The sequence below is a fragment of the Streptomyces sp. ACA25 genome (assembly GCF_028200735.1).
Taxonomy (GTDB): Bacteria; Actinomycetota; Actinomycetes; order Streptomycetales; family Streptomycetaceae; genus Streptomyces.
Genome location: NZ_JAQKPV010000026.1, coordinates 1 through 19739 on the forward strand (window position 1 = coordinate 1; position 19739 = coordinate 19739).

Genomic DNA, 19739 nt, shown 5'->3' on the forward strand with positions numbered 1-19739 from the left:
GGATGTGCTCAGGCGGATTTCTTGCGACTGTCGCGCGGGTGCACTGCGATGTTCATGGCGCCGGAACGCAGGACTGCCAGCCGCTCGGCCAGCACCTCCTCGAGCTCCTCACGTGTGCGGCGCTCCATGAGCATGTCCCAGTGCGTGCGCGCGGGCTTGCCCTTCTTCTCCTCAGGGCCGTCGCCGTCCACCAGCAGTGCCTGGGAGCCGCACACCTTGCACTCCCACTCCGGCGGGATCTCGGCCTCGACCGAGAAAGGCATCTCGAACCGATGCCCCCGTTGGCATGCATACTCGACCGCCTGGCGGGGTGCCAGGTCGATACCGCGGTCCGTCTCGTAGCTGGTCACCACGAGTCGCGTGCCACGCAGAGCTCGCTCACTCATGAATCGTGCCTCCCGGGCTGGTAGCCCACAGGACAGGTGTCGCTGTCGTCATCATCCGGTCAACGTCCGGCCGGCGGCGAAGATTCCCGTAGCCGGGACTTGCCTCGCCTGTCGTAGCCGCCCCCTTGTCCGTACCCATCGGTGCCCGGTTTGTCACATCCGACATGAGATGTCACCCAGCATCCGCACAGGGGTGGCGTGCGGTAGCGGTTCATCCGATGAGGTCGAAGGGGTACCCTACCGGTCCGGAGCCACTTGTTCTAAATCCCGCCCGCCGCGGCACCGCCGGCGCCCCGCCCGGCAGGGGCGTCGGCGCGGACCGGAAGGCCGGGTGGCACCGGGCCGGGGGAGGCACCGGGTACCTCGAACACCCGCAGGAAGACCTGCGCCAGGGGCCCGATGGTCAGTGCGTAGAGCACCGTGCCCAGGCCGGCCGTTCCGCCCAGCAGAAAGCCTGCCGCGAGCACCGTCAGCTCGATCACCGTGCGCACCACCCGCACGGACCGGCCGGTGACCCGGTGCAGGCCCGTCATCAGCCCGTCCCGGGGGCCGGGACCGAACCGGGCTGAAATGTACATGCCCGTCGCGGCGCCGTTGAGTACCACCGCGCAGACCAGCAGGGCGGTCTGTGCCACCGGCTGCCGGACGTCGGGCAGGACTGCCAGGGCGGCGTCCATGGCCAGGCCGATGACCACCACGTTCGACACCGTGCCCAGCCCGGGTCGCTGCCGCAGGGGGATCCAGGCCAGCAGCACCAGCGCCCCCACCATGATGGTCACCGTGCCGATCGCCAGCCCGGTGTGCTCGGAGATGCCCTGGTGGAGGACGTCCCACGGGCCGAGGCCGAGGCCGGCGCGCACCATCATGGCCGTGCTCACGCCGTACAGCACCAGCCCGGCGCAGAGCTGCACAAGGCGCCGCGGCAGCCGCGCCCCGCCGTCCCGCCCCCGTCTTTCCCGCAGAACTCGCAGAACCCGCATCACCGCGTACCCCCCGTTCCAGAAGTGGACTGCACTGTCGCACCCTGTGGCATGCTTGGTGGGACCGGCCATGGCCAATCCTGAGCAGGTGGACCCAGAAGATGAGTCAGTGGACGTCGACGGTGGGAGCGGCTCAGCTCGCCCGGCTGCTCGGTTCCCAGTACAGGGCCGGCGGCCCCCGGGGCCCCGCCTATCGGGCGCTCGCCGACGGTGTCCGGCTGCTCGTCATGGAGGGTCGCCTTCCCGTCGCGGCCAGGCTTCCCGCCGAACGGGAGCTGGCCACCGCCCTGTCGGTCAGCCGGACCACCGTGTCCGCCGCATTCGAGGCTCTGCGCGCCGACGGTTTCCTGCAGTCCCGCCGGGGATCCGGCAGCTGGACGGCGGCCCCTGCCGGGCGGCCCCTCCCCACGCGCGGTCTGGACCCGCTGCCGCCCGACGCCGCAGGCACCATGATCGATCTCGGTTACGCCGCACTGCCCGCCCCGGAGCCGCTGCTCACCCGCGCCTTCCGGGCGGCGCTGGACGACCTGGCGCCTTCCGCCCACACGCACGGCGACTTCCCCGCCGGTCTGCCGGCACTCCGCCAGGCGCTCGCCGACCGTTACACCGCCCGGGGTATGGCCACCATGCCCGAACAGATCATGATCACCACCGGAGCGATGGGGGCCGTCGCGGCCATCAGCCGGCTCTTCGCCCCGCACGGCGAACGTGTCGCCGTGGAGCACCCCTCCTACGCGAACGTCCTGCAGCTGCTGCGCGAGGCGGGGGCCAGGCTGGTGCCCGTCGCGATGTCCGAAGGGCTGGGCGGCTGGGACCTGCCGGCCTGGCGCCAGGTACTGCGTGACACCGCCCCCCGGATGGCCTACGTCGTCGCGGACTTCCACAACCCCACCGGCGCCCTGGCCACGGACGGCCAGCGCCGCGCCCTGGTGACCGCAGCCCGGGCCGCCGGCACCGTGCTCGTGGTCGACGAGACGATGTCCGACCTCTTCCTCGACCGCAGGCCCGGGGAGCCGGTGCCCAGCCCGGTGGCGTCCTTCGACCCCGGGGGGGCCACCGTGGTCACGGTGGGCTCCGCCAGCAAGGTCTTCTGGGCCGGCATGCGCATCGGCTGGGTCCGGGCGGCTCCCGACGTGATCCGCCGGCTCACCGCCGCCCGCGCCTACGCCGACCTCGGCAGCCCGGTCCTGGAACAGCTGGCCGTCGCCTGGCTCATGACGGGCGGGGGGTGGGAGGAGGCCGTCGCCCTGCGGCGCGAGCAGGTGCGGGGCAACCGGGACGCACTCGCAGGGGCGCTCCGGGAGCACTTGCCCGATTGGGAGTTCGCCGTTCCCCGTGGCGGGCTCACCCTCTGGGCACGCACCGGTGGGCTCTCCGGATCGCGGATCGCGGAGCGGGGGGAGGGGCTCGGTGTCCGTGTACCGTCCGGCCCGCGGTTCGGGGTGGACGGCGCCTTCGAAGGCTACGTACGGCTCCCGTTCACCGTTGCGGGACCGGTCGCCGACGAGGCGGTCCGGCGGCTCGCCGCAGCCACCCGTGCCGTCGGGGCGGGCACGGCCGCACGCGCGGACATCCCGCGCGGCTACATCACCTGATCCGTCGCCCCGGACCCTGAAGCGTCCGCACCGGACCGGGAGGCGGTCCGCCTCTCCAGCGGCAGCACGGGTCCGGGAAGCAGGGCGAGGACGGCCTCCCGCTCCCGCCCATCGGCGCTGTCGTCCCCGGGATCCGGCGTCGCAGGGGCCTGCAGCCGGAGCACCGGGCCCGGGCCGAGCCGGCAGTACCCGCGGCCCGGCGGCATCTCCGGAGCCGGAGTACTGTCCGGCAGTTCACCGAGGACGGCCCGTAGCCGCGGAGCCGGGGCCGTGCCCAGGACGATCCGCGCGTGGGCGTACTCACGCACGGTTCCGCTCAGCGTGTCCAGCGCTTCGAAGTGCTCGGCGAGCACCACCCGCACGCCGCCGGCGCGCCCCAGCCGCAGTACCACCCCGAGCAACTCCTGGACTGCGGCGAGCCTTTCCTTCCCGGCCGGCCGGATCAGCTGGGAGGGCCGGTCCAGCACCAGCCACAGCGGCCGGGCGCCGGCCCCCGTGACACCGGTCCGACGGGCCCGGGCGACGGCCGCCAGCCGTCTTTCCGTCTCGTGCGCCGCCCACTCCAGCACCGCCAGAGCCCCGGACGGTGCCGATTCCGTGGCCAGCACCCCCTGCCGGCCGGCGAAGCAGGCGAACTCACCCGCTCCGCTACCGTCGATCAGTACGGCCTCTCCGTGCTGCAGCCCTTGCAGGACGACGGACCGCAGCAGTGAGGTCGTCCCGGCTCCGGGCCGGCCGACCACCAGCAAGTGGGGCTGTGCGGATCGTGCTCCGGTCCGCCAGACGACCGGCGCGGCCTCCGAGGTGACCGCACCGGTGCCGGTCTCCCTCACCGGCACGGTGCGGTCCACCGAGTCCGCGTCGGTGAACCCCAGCAGTACTTCGCCGGGCGCGGTGACGAACCGTTGCGCGCAGATGCCCGTCGGCAGGGGAGCGAGCGCCCGCATGTCGACCTGGTTGCACTCCTGGTCCCACCGGAATCGGAACTCCCGGTCCCGCCCCGCCTTGGCGGCCAGCACGTCCTGCACCCCGGCCCGGGCGGCGGCGTCACTGTCCGGGAAGTGGGCGGGATAGTGCAGCCGCAGCCGTGCGATCCGGCCGTCCGCGGTGAAGGCGTGCTTCACGACGGTGCGCTGCCAGTCGTCGCCGCAGGCGGGGAGCGGGTCGAGGGTGGGCGCACCGGGCCGGGAGAAGTGCGGCACCAGCGCCTCATGCACCGTCTGCAGCCGCCGGGTCCGGGCCTCCTCGGCCCTCCGTAGCTGCGCCTTCCGTTCGGCTCGCGTGGGTGCCGCGGCCTCACGCCCCCGCACCGCGGCGGCAGCCAGCAGTGCCAGCGCGGCGAGCGGCACCCCGTGGGGCGCCATCCCCACCAGCGCGGATCCGGTCACCAGAAGCAGGGCGGCCGGCCCGCGCCGTTCGTGGGGAACCCGGGACCAGGCCTCCCGGCCCGCCCTGCCCAGCCGTAGCAGCCCGCGGCAGACAACGGCGAGCGGCAGCACCAGCACGAGTGCTGCCGGGACGGCGCTCCCGGCGCCCGGCAGGCGGGCCAGGGCGGGTGACAGGCGGGTCACCGCATCCTCCTCGCTCCGGTGGGCCGGGGCATCAGGGGGCGATACCGCCCAGCAGGCTCGCGAGACTGGCTCCCCCTGCCTGGATGCCGGGTGCGAGTGCGGTGCCGGCCAGGTAGAAGCCGAACAGCGCGCACACCGCAGCATGGGACAGCTTCAGTCCGTCCTTGCGCCAGAAGAGGAACATGACGACGCCGAGAAGGACCACGCCGGAGATGGACAGGACCATGCGTACTCCAGGGACGGGATGGAGCGGACAACGCTACGTAAGAAAAGCTTACAAAGAGTATGCAAGGGGCGTCAGAGGGCAAACAGGTGATTAATGGGAAAAGCGGCTGAGTTGTGCTGCGAGGAGCCTCCCCCGGGCCTCGCGGAAGCCCCTTGCCCCGGGCGCGGTTCGGCTGCGGCTCCGGACGTGGATAGGCTGGCCCCGACCCAGGGGCAAGGAGGACCGGAAGCGATGACAGAGAGCACGGAGCCGCTGTCGCCGCGCGCCAGGCTGGCCGTGACGGCAGGCCGGGCAGCAGCGGCGGTCTCACGAGTCGCGGGGCGCGGCAGTGGATCGGTGATCGGGGGGCGCGTCGCCCTGAAGCTCGATCCCGACCTGCTGGGCAGGCTGGCAGGGCATCTGGATGTCGTTCTGGTCTCCGCCACCAACGGCAAGACGACGACCACCCGCCTGATCGCTGAAGCACTGCGGGCCGGGGGTGAGGTCGTCTCCAACGCGCTGGGCGCCAACATGCCCGCCGGGATCACGTCCGCGCTCTCCCGGGGATCCGGTGCCCAGTACGGGGTGATCGAAGTCGACGAGAAGTACCTCGCCGGCGTCGCCGAGGCCGTCTCACCCAAGGTCATCGCGCTGCTCAACCTCTCGCGCGATCAACTCGACCGCGCCGGCGAGACCCGCATGCTGGCCGAGCACTGGCGTCAAGGGCTCGAGGGCTCTCCCGCCGTCGTCATCGCCAACGCCGACGACCCGCTGGTGGTCTGGGCGGCCTCCTCCAGCACCAATGTCGTGTGGGTCGCCGCCGGGCAGGAGTGGAAGGACGACGCCTGGTCGTGCCCGGCCTGCGGCGGCGTCCTTCAGCGTCCGGACGACAACTGGAAATGCGGTGAGTGCGGTTTCGGCCGCCCGACACCCACCTGGGCGCTCGCCGGCGACGACGTGCTCGACCCGCACGGCACTGCATGGCCCATCAGCCTTCAGCTGCCCGGGAGGGCGAACAAGGCGAACGCCACCGTCTCCGCCGCTGTCGCGGCGGCCTTCGGGATTTCCCCGCAGGTGGCGCTGGAGCGCATGTACGCGGTGACCGCGGTCGCCGGCCGCTACGACGTCGTCACCTACCAGGAGCGCGACATCCGGCTGCTGCTGGCGAAGAACCCGGCCGGCTGGCTGGAGACGTTCTCCCTCATCGACCCGCCCCCGGCCCCGGTGATCCTGTCGGTCAACGCCCGGGGGGCGGACGGCACCGACACCTCGTGGCTGTGGGATGTGGATTACACCCGTCTCGCCGGGCACCCCATCGCGGTCATCGGCGACCGGCGTCTCGACCTCGCGGTACGCCTCGAAGTCGCCGGGCTGGACTTCCGGGTCTGCGAGTCCCTCCAGGAAGCCCTGCAGCAGTCGCCGCCCGGACGCATCGAAGCCATCGCGAACTACACCGCGTTCCAGGACCTGCGCCGCATCGTCGGCAATTGACCTCCCGTGAAGGACGGCAAGCATGAGTGAATCCAGCCTCCGCGTGGTCTGGGTCTACCCCGATCTGCTGAGCACTTACGGAGACCAGGGCAATGTGCTCGTGGTGGAGCGGCGTGCCCGCCGGCGCGGCCTCACCGTTGACCGCGTCGACGTGCGCTCCGACGAGCGGGTCCCGACCTCCGGTGACATTTATCTCATCGGTGGGGGCGAGGACCGCCCGCAGCGTCTGGCGACCGAACGGCTCCGCAGGGACGGCGGTCTGGAACGGGCCGCGGGCAATGGCGCCATCATCTTCACCGTCTGTGCCGGCTACCAGATCGTCGGCAACGAGTTCATCAACGACCTCGGTGAGCGTGAGCCCGGGCTCGGCCTCCTCGACGTCGCCAGCACACGGGGCACCGAGGACCGTTGTGTGGGTGACGTCATCGCCGACATCGACGAGCGGCTGGGGCTTCCGCAGCTGACCGGCTTCGAGAACCACCAGGGCATCACTCACCTCGGCCCCGGTGTGCGGCCGCTCGCCCGCCTGCGGATGGGGCGGGGCAACGGCACCGGCGACGGCACGGAAGGCGCCTGGCAGGAAACCGTCTTCGGCACCTACATGCACGGCCCGGTCCTGGCCCGCAACCCGCAGCTCGCCGACCTGCTGCTGAAGCTGGCGCTGGATGTCAACGCGCTGCCGCCGATCGACGACCGCTGGTACGAGGCGCTGCGCGCCGAACGGATGGCGGCGGCCGTCCAGCCGGGCTGACACCGCCCGCGCACAGGCGCGGCACCCGCCCCTGTTGCGGACCCCTGCCCGGGGGCCGCAACAGGGGCGACTTTATTCTGGTCCCGGCCCATCCGCGGCTCAGCGGTGCGAAACGGAGAAGGCGAAATGGATCACGACGGGCACGGTGGGACGGCGGAGCTTCCGCCCTTCACCTGGGCGCGCGGCCTGCAATTCGACGCCGAGCCGTTCTTTCTGTTTTCCTGCCTGATCGCGCTGGGTCTGTACTGCTGGGGAGTCGTCCGCCTCCGGCGCCGGGGGGATTACTGGCAACCGGGACGCACCGCCGGGTTCGTTCTCGGCGTGCTGTCCGTGCTCCTGGTCACGTGCACCGCGCTCAACGCCTACGGCATGGTGCTGTTCAGCGTGCACATGACGCAGCACATGGTGATCAGCATGCTCTCCCCCATACTCCTGCTGCTGGGGGCACCGGTGACGCTGCTGCTCCGCGCACTCCCCTCCGCGGGCCGGGGCCGCAAGGGGCCGAGGGAGATTCTTGTCGCTCTGCTGCACAGCCGCTATGTACGGGTGGTCACCAGCCCGCTCTTCACCATCCCGGCCTTCATCGCCAGCCTCTACGGCCTGTACTTCACACCGGTTTTCGATTTTCTGATGGAAAGCCGCGTCGGGCACAACGGCATGATGGTGCATTTTCTCGCGGTCGGGCTGGTCTTTTTCTGGCCGATCATGGGACTGGACCCGGGTCCGCACCGCCCCGGACATCTCATGCGCATGATGGAGCTCTTCGCGACCATGCCGTTCCACGCCTTCTTCGGCATCGCGGTGATGATGGCGTCAGAACCGGTGGTGGGTGCCTTCGCCGACCCGCCCGCCTCGCTGGGAGCCGACGTGCTGGCCGACCAGTCGGCAGCCGGCGGCATCGCCTGGGCGTTCAGCGAGATTCCCACGGTCGTCGTTCTCATCGCCCTGACCATGCAGTGGTACCTGTCCGAACAGCGCACGGCACGCCGCAAGGACCGGACGGCGGACCGGGACGGGGACCGGGAACTCGCCGCCTACAACGACTACCTCGCCGCCCTGCGCGCTCGCGGCTGACCCTGTCCGGCCGCAGCGCCGGAGGTTCCGTTGCTCCGGTAGGCGTCGAGGCAAGCGGACGGTACGGGCCGCCTGTCCCGCAGGCCCGTGGCCGCCGGGGAGAAGTGTGTCGCCCCGTCCCGCTCCGCCTCCACCGGACGGGTGGTACCGCTCGGCCGGTCGGACCACGGGAATACGCCACCCGGAGACACCAGGCCGGGACAGGGCGGTTTCGTACCGGTATGAGGGGTACATGTGAGGGCCGGAAGCGGGCGGAGCGAACAGGAGCCAGCACCATGACGGACGTATCGGGCAAAGGCCCGGCCCAGGGCGACGAGCGGCCGATCCTCACCAACCGGCAAGGCCACCCGGTCTACGACAACCAGAACCAGCGGACCGTCGGAGCCCGTGGCCCGGCCACGCTGGAGAACTACCAGTTCCTCGAGAAGATCAGCCACTTCGACCGCGAGCGCATCCCTGAGCGGGTGGTGCACGCCCGGGGCGTGACCAGCTACGGGTACTTCGAGGCCTACGGCACGTGGGGGGATGAGCCGATCAGCCGGTACACGCGCGCCAAACTGTTCCAGGAGCGGGGGAAGCGCACCGAGGTCGCGGTGCGGTTCTCCACCGTCATCGGCGGCCGGGACTCCTCCGAAGCCGCACGTGACCCCCGCGGCTTCGCGGTGAAGTTCTACACCGAGGACGGCAACTGGGACCTGGTCGGCAACAACCTCGGAGTGTTCTTCATCCGGGACGCGATCAAGTTCCCCGACGTCATCCACGCACTCAAGCCCGACCCCGTCTCCCACGAGCAGAAGCCCGCACGGATCTTCGACTTCATGTCGCAGACCCCGGAGAGCATGCACATGCTCGTCAACCTCTTCAGCCCACGGGGCATCCCCGCCGACTTCCGGCACATGCAGGGTTTCGGGGTGAACACGTACAAGTGGGTCGATGCCGAAGGCGGCACCGTGCTCGTGAAGTACCACTGGATGCCCAAGCAGGGGGTGCGCTCCATGACCGAGGAGGACGCAGCCGCCATCCAGGCCGACGAGCTCGGGCACGCGACCAAGGACCTGTACGGAGCCATCCGGCGCGGGGACTACCCGGAGTGGGAGCTCCTCGTGCAGATGATGGACGACCACGAGCACCAGGAACTGGACTTCGATCCGCTGGACGACACCAAGACCTGGCCCGAGCAGGACTTCCCGCCCAAGCCGGTCGGCCGCATGGTCCTGGACCGCACGGTGGACAACTACTTCGCCGAGAACGAGCAGATCGCCTTCGGTACCGGAGTACTCGTGGACGGGCTGGACTTCTCCGAGGACAAAATGCTGGTGGGCCGCACTTTCTCCTACAGCGACACCCAGCGCTACCGGGTCGGACCCAACTACCTCCAGCTTCCCGTCAACCAGCCCAAGAACGCTCCGGTGCGCACCAACCAGCGCGACGGCCTGATGGCCTACCAGGCCGAGGTCACCGGGGAGAACCCCGAAGTCAACTACGAGCCCTCGATCACCGGCGGGCTGCGCGAAGCCCATTACCCCACCGTGGACGAGGAGGGCCCTGTCATCGAGGGGCGGCTGACCCGCAAGCGCATCCCGCGCACCAACGACTACCTGCAGGCCGGGCAGCGCTATCTCCTCATGGAGGACTGGGAGCGCGACGACCTGGTGAGGAACTTCACCGACCAGTTGGCCCAGTGCGACCGGGCCGTCCAGGAACGCATGGTCTGGCACTTCCTGCTGGCCGAGAACGACCTCGGGCTGCGGGTCGGTGAGGGACTCGGCATCCGACCCGAGGACATCACCCATCTGAAGCCGCTGGAATCCCAGGACCTGACGGAGGAGGACCGCGGGCGCCTGTCTGACCTCGGCAAGAACCCGCCCCGCGATGTCTCGGGTCTGACCATGACGCACTGCGTCCCCAACGAGCGGCACGTCGTGACCCGCTGACCGGGCCGCACACCCTCTGCCGCACCGCCGCGCTCCTGCCCGGCATCGCACGGGCGGGAGCGCGGCGGTGCGGCAGGCCGACGGCACGGTGTCAGGACCCCGCTCGGGGAGGAGGTTCCCCCGCGGAACCGGCACGCCCCTGCCGGGCACCCCGATCAGCATCCGAGGAGAGCGATGGAACCGGGACTGGGAGAGCGGGAAGCTGAAGCGCACGTGGGAGGCATCTGCTTCAAGACCGGCCCTCCGCAACGCACCGGGGTCGAACTGGAATGGCTGGTGCGTGACCGTGCCGACCCTCAGGCCTTCGTCCCGGCCCGGCGGCTGGACGCGGCACTCGCGCCGCTGGAACGGCCCGGCGGGCTGCCCGGCGGGAGCGCCCTCACCCGGGAACCAGGCGGTCAGGTCGAGCTGAGCACCCGGCCCGCTGCCTCTCTCCCGGAGTGCGTCCGCGCCGCCGCCACCGACTTCACGTGTCTGCGGCAGGCCCTCGCCGCCGCCGGTCTGGAACCGGCCGGCCTGGGGCTCGACCCCCACCGCAGCCCGCCCCGGATCGTGGACCACCCGCGTTACCGGGCGATGGAAGCGTACTTCGACCGCATCGGCCCCTGGGGCCGGGTCATGATGCGCGCCACGGCCGCCCTCCAGATCAGCCTGGACGCCGGGGACGACACGGACGGGGTCACCGGATACCGGTACCGCTGGCGCCTGGCGCACCGCCTGGGACCGGTCCTGGTCGCGGCGTTCGCCAACTCCCCGCTGTGGCGGGGCCGCCCCACCGGATGGGTGTCCACCCGGCAGGCACTGTGGGCACGGCTCGACCCGCAGCGGACCCGGCCACCGGAGGGCAGCGCCGATCCCCGGACGGCCTGGACCCGGCACGCGCTGGACGCGCCGCTGCTGTGCGTCCGCCGTACCCCGCCGGCAGCCTGGACAGCCCCCAGCGGACTCACCTTCCGCGCGTGGCTGTGCGCCGCACACTCAGGACCACCACCGCGCCTGGCCGACCTCGACTACCACCTGGGCACCCTCTTCCCGCCGGTGCGGCCGCGCGGCTGGATGGAACTGCGCATGATCGACGCCCAGCAGGGCGACCAGTGGGTTGTGCCGCTCGCCGTCACCGCCACCCTGCTGGACGATCCGCTCGCCGCCGTCACCGCCTACGAGGCAACCGAACACCTGACCAGGGGAAGCCACTTTCCCGGTCCGGACGTCTGGCTGCGGGCCGCCCGTTCCGGCCCTGCCGACCCGGAGCTCGGAAAGGCCTCCCGTGCCTGCCTCACCGCCGCCGTGACCGCCCTCGCCCGCTACCCCGCTTCCCGGGACCTCGCCCGCGCCGTGGCCGGCTTCGCGGACCGCTACTCCGAGCGCGGCCGGTGCCCCGCCGATGACCAGCTGGCCGTACTGCGGGACGGCGCGCCGAGCACGTACCGGGAAGGAACCTGGCCATGAACGAACCCGGCCGCCGTCACGGCGGTACCCTCGCCACCGAGCACACCGCTCCCGGAAGCGGGAGAGCCACCGCCGGACAGGCAGCGGCCGCCCTCGCCCGCGCCCGCAGCCGGACGCTCGCCCTGACCGACTGCCTCCCGGACGCCGAACTGACCTCCCAGCACTCCCCGCTGATGTCTCCTCTGGTGTGGGACCTCGCGCACATCGGCAACCAGGAGGACATCTGGCTGCTGCGCCAAGCCGGCGGCCGCCCGGCCGTACGGCCCGATCTCGACACCCTCTACGACGCCTTCCGGCATCCACGGCCGGACCGGCCCTCGCTGCCCCTGCTGGACCCCGCCCAGGCCCGGAACTACCTTGCCGAAGTCCGCGGCCGCGTTCTCGACGTGCTCTCGGCCGCGCCCCTGGACGGAAACCCGCTGCTGGCCGACGCCTTCGTCTTCGGCATGACCGCCCAGCACGAGCAGCAGCACGACGAGACCATGCTCGCCACCCACCAGCTGCGCCGGGGCCAGGCCGTACTCGACGACCCCGCCCCGCTGCCCGCACCGGCGGACCGCGCGGAGCTGCCCCGCGAAGTCCTGGTACCGGGCGGCCCTTTCACGATGGGTACCGGCACCGAACCATGGGCTCTGGACAACGAACGCCCCGCACACACCGTCGGGGTCGCCGCCTTCCTGCTCGACACCGTTCCCGTCACCGTGTCCGCGTACACCGCGTTCATCGACGACGGAGGCTACCGTGACCCGCGCTGGTGGCATCCGGCCGGCTGGGAGCACCGCCAACGGCACGATATCGAAGCCCCCCTGTTCTGGCGGCGCGAGGGCGCCGGCTGGGTGCGGCGCCGCTTCGGACGCACCGAACACCTCCCGCCCGGCGAACCGGTGATGCACGTCTGCTGGTACGAAGCCGACGCCTACGCCCGGTGGGCGGGGCGACGCCTGCCCACCGAGGCGGAGTGGGAGAAGGCCGCCCGCCACGAGCCCGCCACCGGTCGCTCCCGGCGTCACCCCTGGGGCGACACCGCCCCCGGTCCTGAGCACGCCAACCTCGGCCAGCGCCACCTCCGGCCCGCACCGGCCGGATCATTCCCCGCCGGAGCCGCGCCCTGCGGCGCCCGGCAGCTCCTCGGCGACGTGTGGGAATGGACGGCGTCGGACTTCCGGCCGTACCCCGGCTTCTCGGCGTTCCCCTACCGCGAGTACTCCGAGGTCTTCTTCGGCCCCGACCACAAGGTGCTGCGCGGCGGTTCCTTCGCCACCGACCCGGTCGCCTGCCGCGGCACCTTCCGCAACTGGGATTACCCCGTCCGCAGGCAGATCTTTGCCGGCTTCCGCACCTGCCGCACCGCCGAAGGAGAGGGCCGTTGACCACCTCCACCACGCCGTCCCGGGCCCGCCGGAGGTCCTGATGTGCCGTCACCTGGCCTACCTGGGCCCTCCCCGGACCCTCGCCGAGCTGCTCACCGCACCGCCGCACAGTCTCTACCAGCAGTCCTGGGCCCCGCTGCGGCAACGCCATGGCACGGTCAACGCCGACGGGTTCGGCATCGGCTGGTATCCGCCCGAGGACGGCACAGAACCCGCCCGTTACCGGCGCGCGGTCCCGATCTGGGCCGACCCCAATCTCCCCGACCTGACCCGCACCATCCGCAGCGCGGCCGTCCTGGCCGCCGTCCGCTCCGCCACCGCGGGCACCAGTCAGGACGAAGCCGCGGCTGCCCCGTACCGCACCGGCCGCTGGCTGTTCAGCCACAACGGAGCCATCGACGACTGGACCGGCCTGCCCGCCGATGCCGGACTCCGGCTGGACGCCGCCGAACTCCTCGCCATGGAGGCATCCTGCGACTCCGCGCTGCTGTGGGTCATGGTCAGCCGCCGGCTGCGGGCCGGGGACACGCCCGGGGACGCGCTGGCCGCCGTCGTCCGGCAGACCCGCGCCGCCCGGCCGGGTGCCCGGCTCAACCTGCTGCTGACCGACGGCCGCAGCATCGCGGCGACCCGCCACGGCGACACCCTCTGGTACCGAGCTGCGGCCGACCGGGTGACCGTCGCCTCCGAGCCGTCCCCCACCCCGGACGGCTGGCGGGAAGCCCCCGATCAGTCGCTGCTCCTCGCCACCCGGCACACCGTCCGGATCCTGCGCCTGTCCGGCACCCCGGCCGGCGCTCCCGCTGTCCCCGTAGCAGAGAGGACCCGTACGTGATGACGAGCCGTTTCTCCCTCGACCACCGGCTCCCGTCGGACCATCTCGCCCGCACGCTGCGCCACGACGTCCGTACCGGGCTGCAGGGACCGCACAAGAGTCTCCCGCCCAAGTGGTTCTACGATGCCCGGGGCAGCAAGCTCTTCGAACAGATCACCCGGTTGCCCGAGTACTACCCCACCCGGGCGGAACGCCGGATCCTGGAGGTCCACGCCGGCGAGATCGCCCGCCTGACCCGGGCACACACCCTTGTCGAGCTCGGCTCGGGGTCCTCCGGGAAGACCCGGCTGCTCCTCGACGCGCTCACCGCGGAAACCTCCCTGGAGCGGTACGCGCCCCTCGACGTCAGCCCTTCCGCGCTCCGGGCGGCCGGTGAAGCGATCTGCCGCGAGTACCCCTCCCTGCGGGTGGCCGCCACCGTTGCCGACTTCGAAGCAGAACTTCCCGTGCCGCCGGCCGGTGGCCCGCGGCTGATCGCCTTCCTCGGCAGCACCCTCGGCAACCTCGATCTCCCGCAGCGCACCGCCTTCTGCGCCGCGCTCCGCGCCTCACTGACCGACGGCGACGCGCTGCTGCTGGGGGTCGACCTGGTCAAGGAACCGGACGTGCTGGTGGCCGCCTACGACGACGCGGCAGGAGTGACCGCCGACTTCAACAGGAACGTCCTGCACGTGCTGAACCGTGAGCTGGGTGCCGACTTCGACCCGGAGGCATTCGACCACCGCGCCGTGTGGAACACCGAGGAGGAACGCATCGAAATGCGCCTGCGGTCCCGCTCGGCCCAGACCGTACGCATCCCGGCCCTCGGCCTGACCGCGGGTTTCGGACTCCATGAGGAACTGCGCACCGAGATCTCCGTCAAGTTCCGCCGCACCCGGCTGGTGAGGGAGCTCGCCCGCAGCGGCTTCGCCGTCCGTCACTGGTGGACCGACCGGAAACAGCGTTTCGCCCTGCTCCTGGCCGTTCCGGTGTGAGCCCGCCGGCCAGGCCCTGCAGCAGGGCCTGGCCGGCCAGGACCACAAGCACCGGCTCAGGGGCTGCTGCACGCCATGCGGGCTGCTCCGGGAGCCCCGGTGGCCGTGAACCCGAACGTGGCAGCGCCATCGGGGGCCAGTCGGCTGTTCCAGGCGGTGCCGGACACGGTGACGGCGGAGCCCGTCCCGGCCAGGACCCCGTTCCACAGACTGGTGATGTCCGTGCCGGCCGGCAGCGTCCAGTCCACCTGCCAGCCGTCGAGCACCGCACCGGTGGAGTTCCGCACCGACACCTCCCCCTGGAACCCGCCGTTCCACTCATGGGCGACCCGTAGTTCGGCGGTGCACGGCGTGACTCCGGGTTCCCCGGGTTCCCCGGGTTCCCCGGGTTCCTCCGGATCCGTTTCCGGGTAAGTGAGCCCGTGGCCGAAGGCGAAGAGGGGATCCTGGCCGTCACCCTCATTGAGGGGCAGCTGGTCCACGGACCTCATCCAGGTCACCGGGAGTTCACCGGTGGGGGCGTAGCCGCCGTACAGGACATCCGCCACCCCGTCGCCCTCGGTTCCCGGAAGCCAGGCGGCCGGCAGCGCGTCCCACTCACCGAGGTGGGCACTGATGTCCAGCGGCCGGCCGGTGACGAGCACGACAACGACCGGGACCCCGGACGCCCGCAGACGGGACAGCGTGGCAAGGTCCTCCCGGTCCAGGCCCATCGCGGCCGGCCGGTCACCGTGTCCTTCGGCATACGGAGTCTCACCGATGACGGCGACGGCCACGTCGTAGGAGCTGTCGACGCCGTGCCCGTCCCGGTCGTGGTCAACGGTGGACGGGTCACGGGCCAGGGAGCGCATGCCCTCCAGGATGGTTGTCCCCGGAGTGATCGCTCCGCTGGAGCCTTGCCAGGTGATGGTCCAGCCGCCGCTCTGGTTGCCGATGTCGTCCGCAGACTTCCCGGCCACGAAGACCTTCGCCGAGGGATCCAGCGGCAGTACTCCGCCGGAGTTCTTCAGCAGCACCTGGGACTTGCGCACCGCCTCGCGGGCCAGTGCGCGATGCTCGGCCGAACCGATGGACGAGAGATGGGAACGGTCGGCGTAGGGCTCCTCGAAGAGGCCCAGCTCGAACTTCTTGGTGAGGATCCGGCGGTTGGCGTCGTCGATGCGCTCCATCGGGACGCCACCGGAGTTGACCTCCTCGCGCAGCAGCGCGACGAACGTCCGGTAGTCGTAGGGGACCATGACCATGTCGATCCCCGCGTTCACCGCGGTCCGTACCTCCTCGGCGGTGAAACCGTCCCGGCCGTCGATCTGGTCGATCCCCGCCCAGTCCGAGACCACGAAGCCGTCGAAACCGAGCTCCGTCTTGAGCACGTCGGTGATGAGGTAGCGATGCCCGTGCAGCTTGGTGCCGTTCCAGCTGCTGTAGGAGATCATCACCGAGCCGACGCCCGCCTCCACCGCCTCCTGGAAGGGCGGCAGGTGGATGGCGCGCAGTTCCGCTTCGGAAAGAGCCGTGTCCCCCTGGTCGACACCTTCGGTGGTGCCGCCGTCGCCGAGATAGTGCTTGGCGGTCGCCAGAACGGTGCCGGAGTCGCTCAGGGCATCTCCCTGGAGTCCGGTGATCATGGTGGTCATCGCCCCGGGCAGCTCCGGCACCTCACCGAAGGACTCGTAGGTGCGGCCCCACCGGTCGTTGCGGGCCACGCACAGGCATGGAGCGAAGTTCCAGTCCGGGCCGGTCCCGGCCACCTCCTTGGCGGTGGCCGCTCCGATCGCCCGTACCAGCTCCGGGTCGCGAGTGGCACCGAGGCCGATGTTGTGCGGGAAGACCGTGGCACCGCGGACATTGTTGTGGCCGTGCACCGCGTCCACTCCGTAGATCAGGGGAATGCCCAGGGGAGTGGACAGGGCCGTCCGCTGGAACGAGTCGTACATGTCCGCCCAGGCCTGCGGAGTGTTGGGGGTCGGGGTGGAACCGCCGCCGGAGAGCAGCGAGCCGATCCGGTACTCGGCCAGGTCAGACTGAGGGTCGAGAGCGCTCCGTTCGGCCTGCGTCATCTGGCCGATCTTGTCGTCCAGCGTCATCCGGCCCAGCAGGTCCTCCACTCTTTCGGCCACCGGTGCTTCCGCGTCCCGGTAGAGCAGTACCTCGGTGGACGCGGCCGTCGGCGTCCCGCTCAGCAGACCTGCGGTCAGGAGCGCGGCGACCGCCCCCGCCGCACGTCGCCGCATTCTTCCTCGTTCACTCACGGTTCTCGTCCTTCCGGTAGAGCGGAGACGGGCCGGGCGACGTGCGTGGGAGCGCTCCCAAATTGTGCCGGGCGGACCCGGAAAGCCGGTGGGGGAGGCGTGGCGCCGCGCGGAACGCGGTGCCCGCCCGAGCAGCTGCCCGACCAGTGCTCCGGGTGCTCCGGGTGGCGTCGGGGTGCGTCGGCCCCCTGACATGACGCCACGAACGCAGAGCACTGTCAACGGCACCGGAGGAGAACGACGCGACGGTTGCGTCCACGGGGCGGCGCCGGACATGGCGCACCGAAGCGCGGTCGCAGGGACACCCGCTGCCCCTGCGACCGCCGGGGTGTCGTCGGGTCAGGGAAGGGGCTCTATGCGGATGCCGGGGTAGAGCTTCCGCAGCCGCTCGGGAGCCGCGGTGATGACGGGCCACTGACGGGCCGCCGCCAGGTAGGCGACGTGCCCTTCGGTGGTGCCGGCCGGGGAGTGGGCGGACCGGAGAATGCCGGAGCCCACCGCCTGCGTCTCGTCCAGTACCGCGAATGTCACCAGCGGGAACTGCAGGATGGCGTGGAGTGCGTCCCGGCCGTGCGGATGGAGCTCGGCTGCCGCGTCGGCCGCGGCGGTGGCCGGTGCCAGCAGGGGGATCACATGCTCGTGAGCAGCGTCCAGAAGTGCCTGCATGTGGAGATCACCCCGGGCGGCGGCGGTCAGCGCCGTGGTGTCCAGAATGCGGCCGCCGATCTCGCCGGGGCTCACGCGGCGTGCTCAGTGGCCTCTTCGGTGATTCCGAGGGCGCGGCCGGCCCAGGCCCGGTGGTCGGCGCCGGGCTTCCGGTCACCGAAGAGCCGGTCGAGGGTGGCCCGTACGTCCGCTGCCTCCTGCTCCCGCTGGATGAGCGTCTGGATATGGCCGGAGACGCTGCCCTTGCCGGCCTCCTCGGCAGCCCGGAGGTACTCCAGTTGCTCCGGGGGCAGACTGATGGCGATCTTGGCTGCACGCTTCCTCGTGGTCATACCTCAGTTATACCGCGGATCTGCCGGCGGGGGAACAGTGCGCACCCCGGTGCTGCCGCTCCTACGGTGCCCGAGGCGCGGGGAAGCGACCGGGCGGTGTCGGCATACGGAAAACGACGTCGAGTAACTTTCTTGCGGAGCTGGGGGCATGAGCATGGTGACAGCAGCGGGCCGGGCGGCCGGTCCGGCGGAGGGGAACGAGGCCGGCCGGCCCGGCCGGCGGGCGGTGGTCATCGGCGGCAGCATCGCCGGCCTGCTGGCGGCCCGTGTGCTGGCCGACCACTGTGCACACGTGACGGTACTGGAGCGGGACCGCCTGCCGGAGGGGGCGGAGCACCGTCCGGGCGTCCCCCACAGCCGCCACACCCACGTGCTGCTGGCGGGCGGGCAGCGGGCGCTGGAGGAGCTGCTCCCCGGAGTGGTCACCGAGCTGCGGCAGGCCGGCGCTCCCCGGGTCGGCATGCCTCGCGACATGGTGCAGTGGCAGGCGGGGTCCTGGTACCGGCGGACGGCTCCCACCGCGCACCTTCTCACTCCGTCGAGGCCCCTGCTGGAGCACATGGTGCGGCTCCGGGTGCTCAGCGATCCACGCATCGAGGTGGTGCAGGGCGCAGAGGCGGTGGGTCTGGCCGGTGACGCCGCGCGCATCACCGGTGTGGTGGTGCGCGAGCGCGGCGGCGCCCCGGCCGCCGGCCGGGTGCGGGAGGCGGACCTGGTCGTGGACGCCTCGGGACGCGGCTCGAAGGCCGCCGGCTGGCTGGCCGGCGTGGGGGCCGAGCCACCGCTCGAGGAGCGTCTGGACACGGGCCTGGCCTACACCACCCGCCTCTACCGGGCACGGCCGCTGGGCTCCGCGGACTGCCTCGGGTACTACGTGGTTCCCGGTCCCGGTCAGGTGTACGGCGCCGTGGTCCTCCCGGTGGAGGGTGACCGCATCCTGGTGACGCTCTCCGGCCTGCGGGGAGGTGAGCCGCCCACCGACGGCGAGGGCTTCACGCGGTTCGCCGGACGACTGCCCCATCCGTTCGTCCACGACTGGCTGGCCGGTGCGGAACCGCTGTCCCCTCCCCACGGGTTCCGCCGCACTGCCGACGTCCGCCGTCGTTTCGAGGCGCCGGGTCGCCGCCCGGCCGGCTTCCTGGTCACCGGTGACGCGTTGTGCACGGTCAACCCGATCTACGGGCAGGGCATGACGGTCGCCGCGCTGAACGCGCTGGCCCTGCGTGACGCGTTGGCCGACCGGCACCGCACGCCGACGACCCGGCGGGTCCAGCGGGCGTTGCTGCGTGCCGCGCAGCAGGCATGGGACATCTCGGCCGGCGCGGACAAGAAGATGCCGGGAGCCATGGGCAGCGCTGCAGCGATCCGTGCAGTCGACCGACCGGCGAACTGGTACCTGGAACGCGTGGACCGCCGGGCCGGCGGTGATCCGGTGGTAGGGGCGGCCTTCCGGTCCGCCCTGAGCCTGTCGGCTCCACTCACCGCGCTGTTCGCTCCGCGTGTCCTGCGCGCGGTGCTGCTCGGGCCGGATCCGGCGGGGCCGGCCGACCCTCCATGGCAGCACGAGCCGGAGTGAGGACCCGGGCGGCCGGTGTGGCCTGGGTCATAGGCGTCCGGTCGGCGGGTGGCCACTATGGGGGAGCAGCCCCGGCCGGGGGCATTCCCTTGAGGCGAGTGGTCCTATGAGTCAGCACGTGCATGTCCGTCTCAGCCGAGGGGTGGCCGTCTCGGAAGACGGTCTGCTGCTGGAGCAGTTCGGTTGCCGGTGCGGGGCCTCCTGGACCCGGACGTACCGCGCCGCCGGTTCCGATCCGAGGTGACCGCCGCGCGGCTCCCGGCGGTCGAAGCCGCCGACGGGCCGCGGCACGCACGGTCCC

17 protein-coding genes are annotated in these 19739 nt (G+C 71.7%); 10 read left to right on the forward strand and 7 right to left on the reverse strand.

Features of this window, described 5'->3' with window-relative positions:
• Positions 1 to 8 precede the first annotated feature (8 nt).
• Both PJ985_RS22740 and yczE read right to left on the reverse strand, forming a co-directional pair.
• The gene (locus PJ985_RS22740; RefSeq protein WP_271685773.1) at positions 9 to 386 is read right to left on the reverse strand and encodes an RNA polymerase-binding protein RbpA; all 378 of its coding nucleotides are present in this window, start codon (positions 384 to 386) and stop codon (positions 9 to 11) included.
• Between the two features lie 260 nt (positions 387 to 646).
• On the reverse strand, positions 647 to 1366 hold the full coding sequence (gene yczE, locus PJ985_RS22745) for a membrane protein YczE (RefSeq protein WP_271685788.1): 720 nt from the start codon (positions 1364 to 1366) through the stop codon (positions 647 to 649).
• A gap of 101 nt (positions 1367 to 1467) precedes the next feature.
• Here yczE and yczR point away from each other — a divergent pair, with 101 nt between their 5' ends.
• Positions 1468 to 2961 carry a MocR-like transcription factor YczR gene (yczR, locus tag PJ985_RS22750; RefSeq protein ID WP_271685774.1) on the forward strand — a complete coding sequence of 498 codons (1494 nt, stop codon included), beginning with the start codon at positions 1468 to 1470 and terminating at the stop codon, positions 2959 to 2961.
• Here yczR and PJ985_RS22755 read toward each other — a convergent pair.
• Both PJ985_RS22755 and PJ985_RS22760 read right to left on the reverse strand, forming a co-directional pair.
• On the reverse strand, positions 2949 to 4532 hold the full coding sequence (locus PJ985_RS22755; protein ID WP_271685775.1) for a hypothetical protein: 1584 nt from the start codon (positions 4530 to 4532) through the stop codon (positions 2949 to 2951). The genes yczR and PJ985_RS22755 overlap by 13 nt on opposite strands.
• Positions 4533 to 4563: 31 nt before the next feature.
• A complete protein-coding gene (locus tag PJ985_RS22760; RefSeq protein ID WP_271685776.1) occupies positions 4564 to 4758 on the reverse strand; it encodes a hypothetical protein in 195 nt (64 codons plus the stop codon).
• Between the two features lie 231 nt (positions 4759 to 4989).
• On the opposite strand from PJ985_RS22760, the gene PJ985_RS22765 reads away from it, so the two are divergent.
• The 8 genes from PJ985_RS22765 to egtD all read left to right on the forward strand — a co-directional run bounded on the left by PJ985_RS22765 (position 4990) and on the right by egtD (position 14615).
• Positions 4990 to 6228 carry a MurT ligase domain-containing protein gene (locus PJ985_RS22765; RefSeq protein ID WP_271685777.1) on the forward strand — a complete coding sequence of 413 codons (1239 nt, stop codon included), beginning with the start codon at positions 4990 to 4992 and terminating at the stop codon, positions 6226 to 6228.
• A gap of 22 nt (positions 6229 to 6250) precedes the next feature.
• Complete coding sequence (locus PJ985_RS22770) at positions 6251 to 6979, forward strand: type 1 glutamine amidotransferase (protein WP_271685778.1); 729 nt, start codon at positions 6251 to 6253, stop codon at positions 6977 to 6979.
• A gap of 126 nt (positions 6980 to 7105) precedes the next feature.
• The gene (locus PJ985_RS22775; protein WP_271685779.1) at positions 7106 to 8053 is read left to right on the forward strand and encodes a cytochrome c oxidase assembly protein; all 948 of its coding nucleotides are present in this window, start codon (positions 7106 to 7108) and stop codon (positions 8051 to 8053) included.
• A 275-nt stretch (positions 8054 to 8328) separates the two neighbouring features.
• Positions 8329 to 9987: a catalase gene (locus PJ985_RS22780; protein ID WP_271685780.1), complete on the forward strand. Its 1659-nt coding sequence runs from the start codon at positions 8329 to 8331 to the stop codon at positions 9985 to 9987.
• A gap of 174 nt (positions 9988 to 10161) precedes the next feature.
• Positions 10162 to 11436: an ergothioneine biosynthesis glutamate--cysteine ligase EgtA gene (egtA, locus tag PJ985_RS22785; RefSeq protein WP_271685781.1), complete on the forward strand. Its 1275-nt coding sequence runs from the start codon at positions 10162 to 10164 to the stop codon at positions 11434 to 11436.
• The gene (egtB, locus tag PJ985_RS22790) at positions 11433 to 12806 is read left to right on the forward strand and encodes an ergothioneine biosynthesis protein EgtB (protein WP_271685782.1); all 1374 of its coding nucleotides are present in this window, start codon (positions 11433 to 11435) and stop codon (positions 12804 to 12806) included. Before egtA ends, egtB begins: the two co-directional genes overlap by 4 nt.
• Before the next feature lie 40 nt (positions 12807 to 12846).
• Positions 12847 to 13641, forward strand: coding sequence for an ergothioneine biosynthesis protein EgtC (gene egtC / locus PJ985_RS22795; RefSeq protein WP_271685783.1), 795 nt, complete (start codon positions 12847 to 12849; stop codon positions 13639 to 13641).
• Positions 13641 to 14615: an L-histidine N(alpha)-methyltransferase gene (egtD, locus tag PJ985_RS22800; protein WP_271685784.1), complete on the forward strand. Its 975-nt coding sequence runs from the start codon at positions 13641 to 13643 to the stop codon at positions 14613 to 14615. The genes egtC and egtD overlap by 1 nt, the downstream gene beginning before the upstream one ends.
• A 56-nt stretch (positions 14616 to 14671) precedes the next feature.
• On the opposite strand, the gene PJ985_RS22805 is transcribed toward egtD, so the two are convergent.
• From PJ985_RS22805 to PJ985_RS22815, 3 genes are all read right to left on the reverse strand, one after another.
• Entirely contained in the window at positions 14672 to 16864 is a 2193-nt protein-coding gene (locus tag PJ985_RS22805; protein WP_271685785.1) for a glycoside hydrolase family 3 N-terminal domain-containing protein, read from the reverse strand.
• A 339-nt stretch (positions 16865 to 17203) separates the two neighbouring features.
• Positions 17204 to 17605 (reverse strand): hypothetical protein, encoded by a 402-nt coding sequence (locus PJ985_RS22810; protein WP_271685786.1) that lies wholly within the window; start codon positions 17603 to 17605, stop codon positions 17204 to 17206.
• Positions 17602 to 17862, reverse strand: a complete 261-nt coding sequence (locus tag PJ985_RS22815; RefSeq protein ID WP_271685787.1) for a hypothetical protein — start codon at positions 17860 to 17862, stop codon at positions 17602 to 17604. The genes PJ985_RS22810 and PJ985_RS22815 overlap by 4 nt, the downstream gene beginning before the upstream one ends.
• 154 nt (positions 17863 to 18016) lie before the next feature.
• On the opposite strand from PJ985_RS22815, the gene PJ985_RS22820 reads away from it, so the two are divergent.
• Positions 18017 to 19438, forward strand: coding sequence for an FAD-dependent oxidoreductase (locus PJ985_RS22820; protein ID WP_271685789.1), 1422 nt, complete (start codon positions 18017 to 18019; stop codon positions 19436 to 19438).
• Positions 19439 to 19739: the final 301 nt, after the last annotated feature.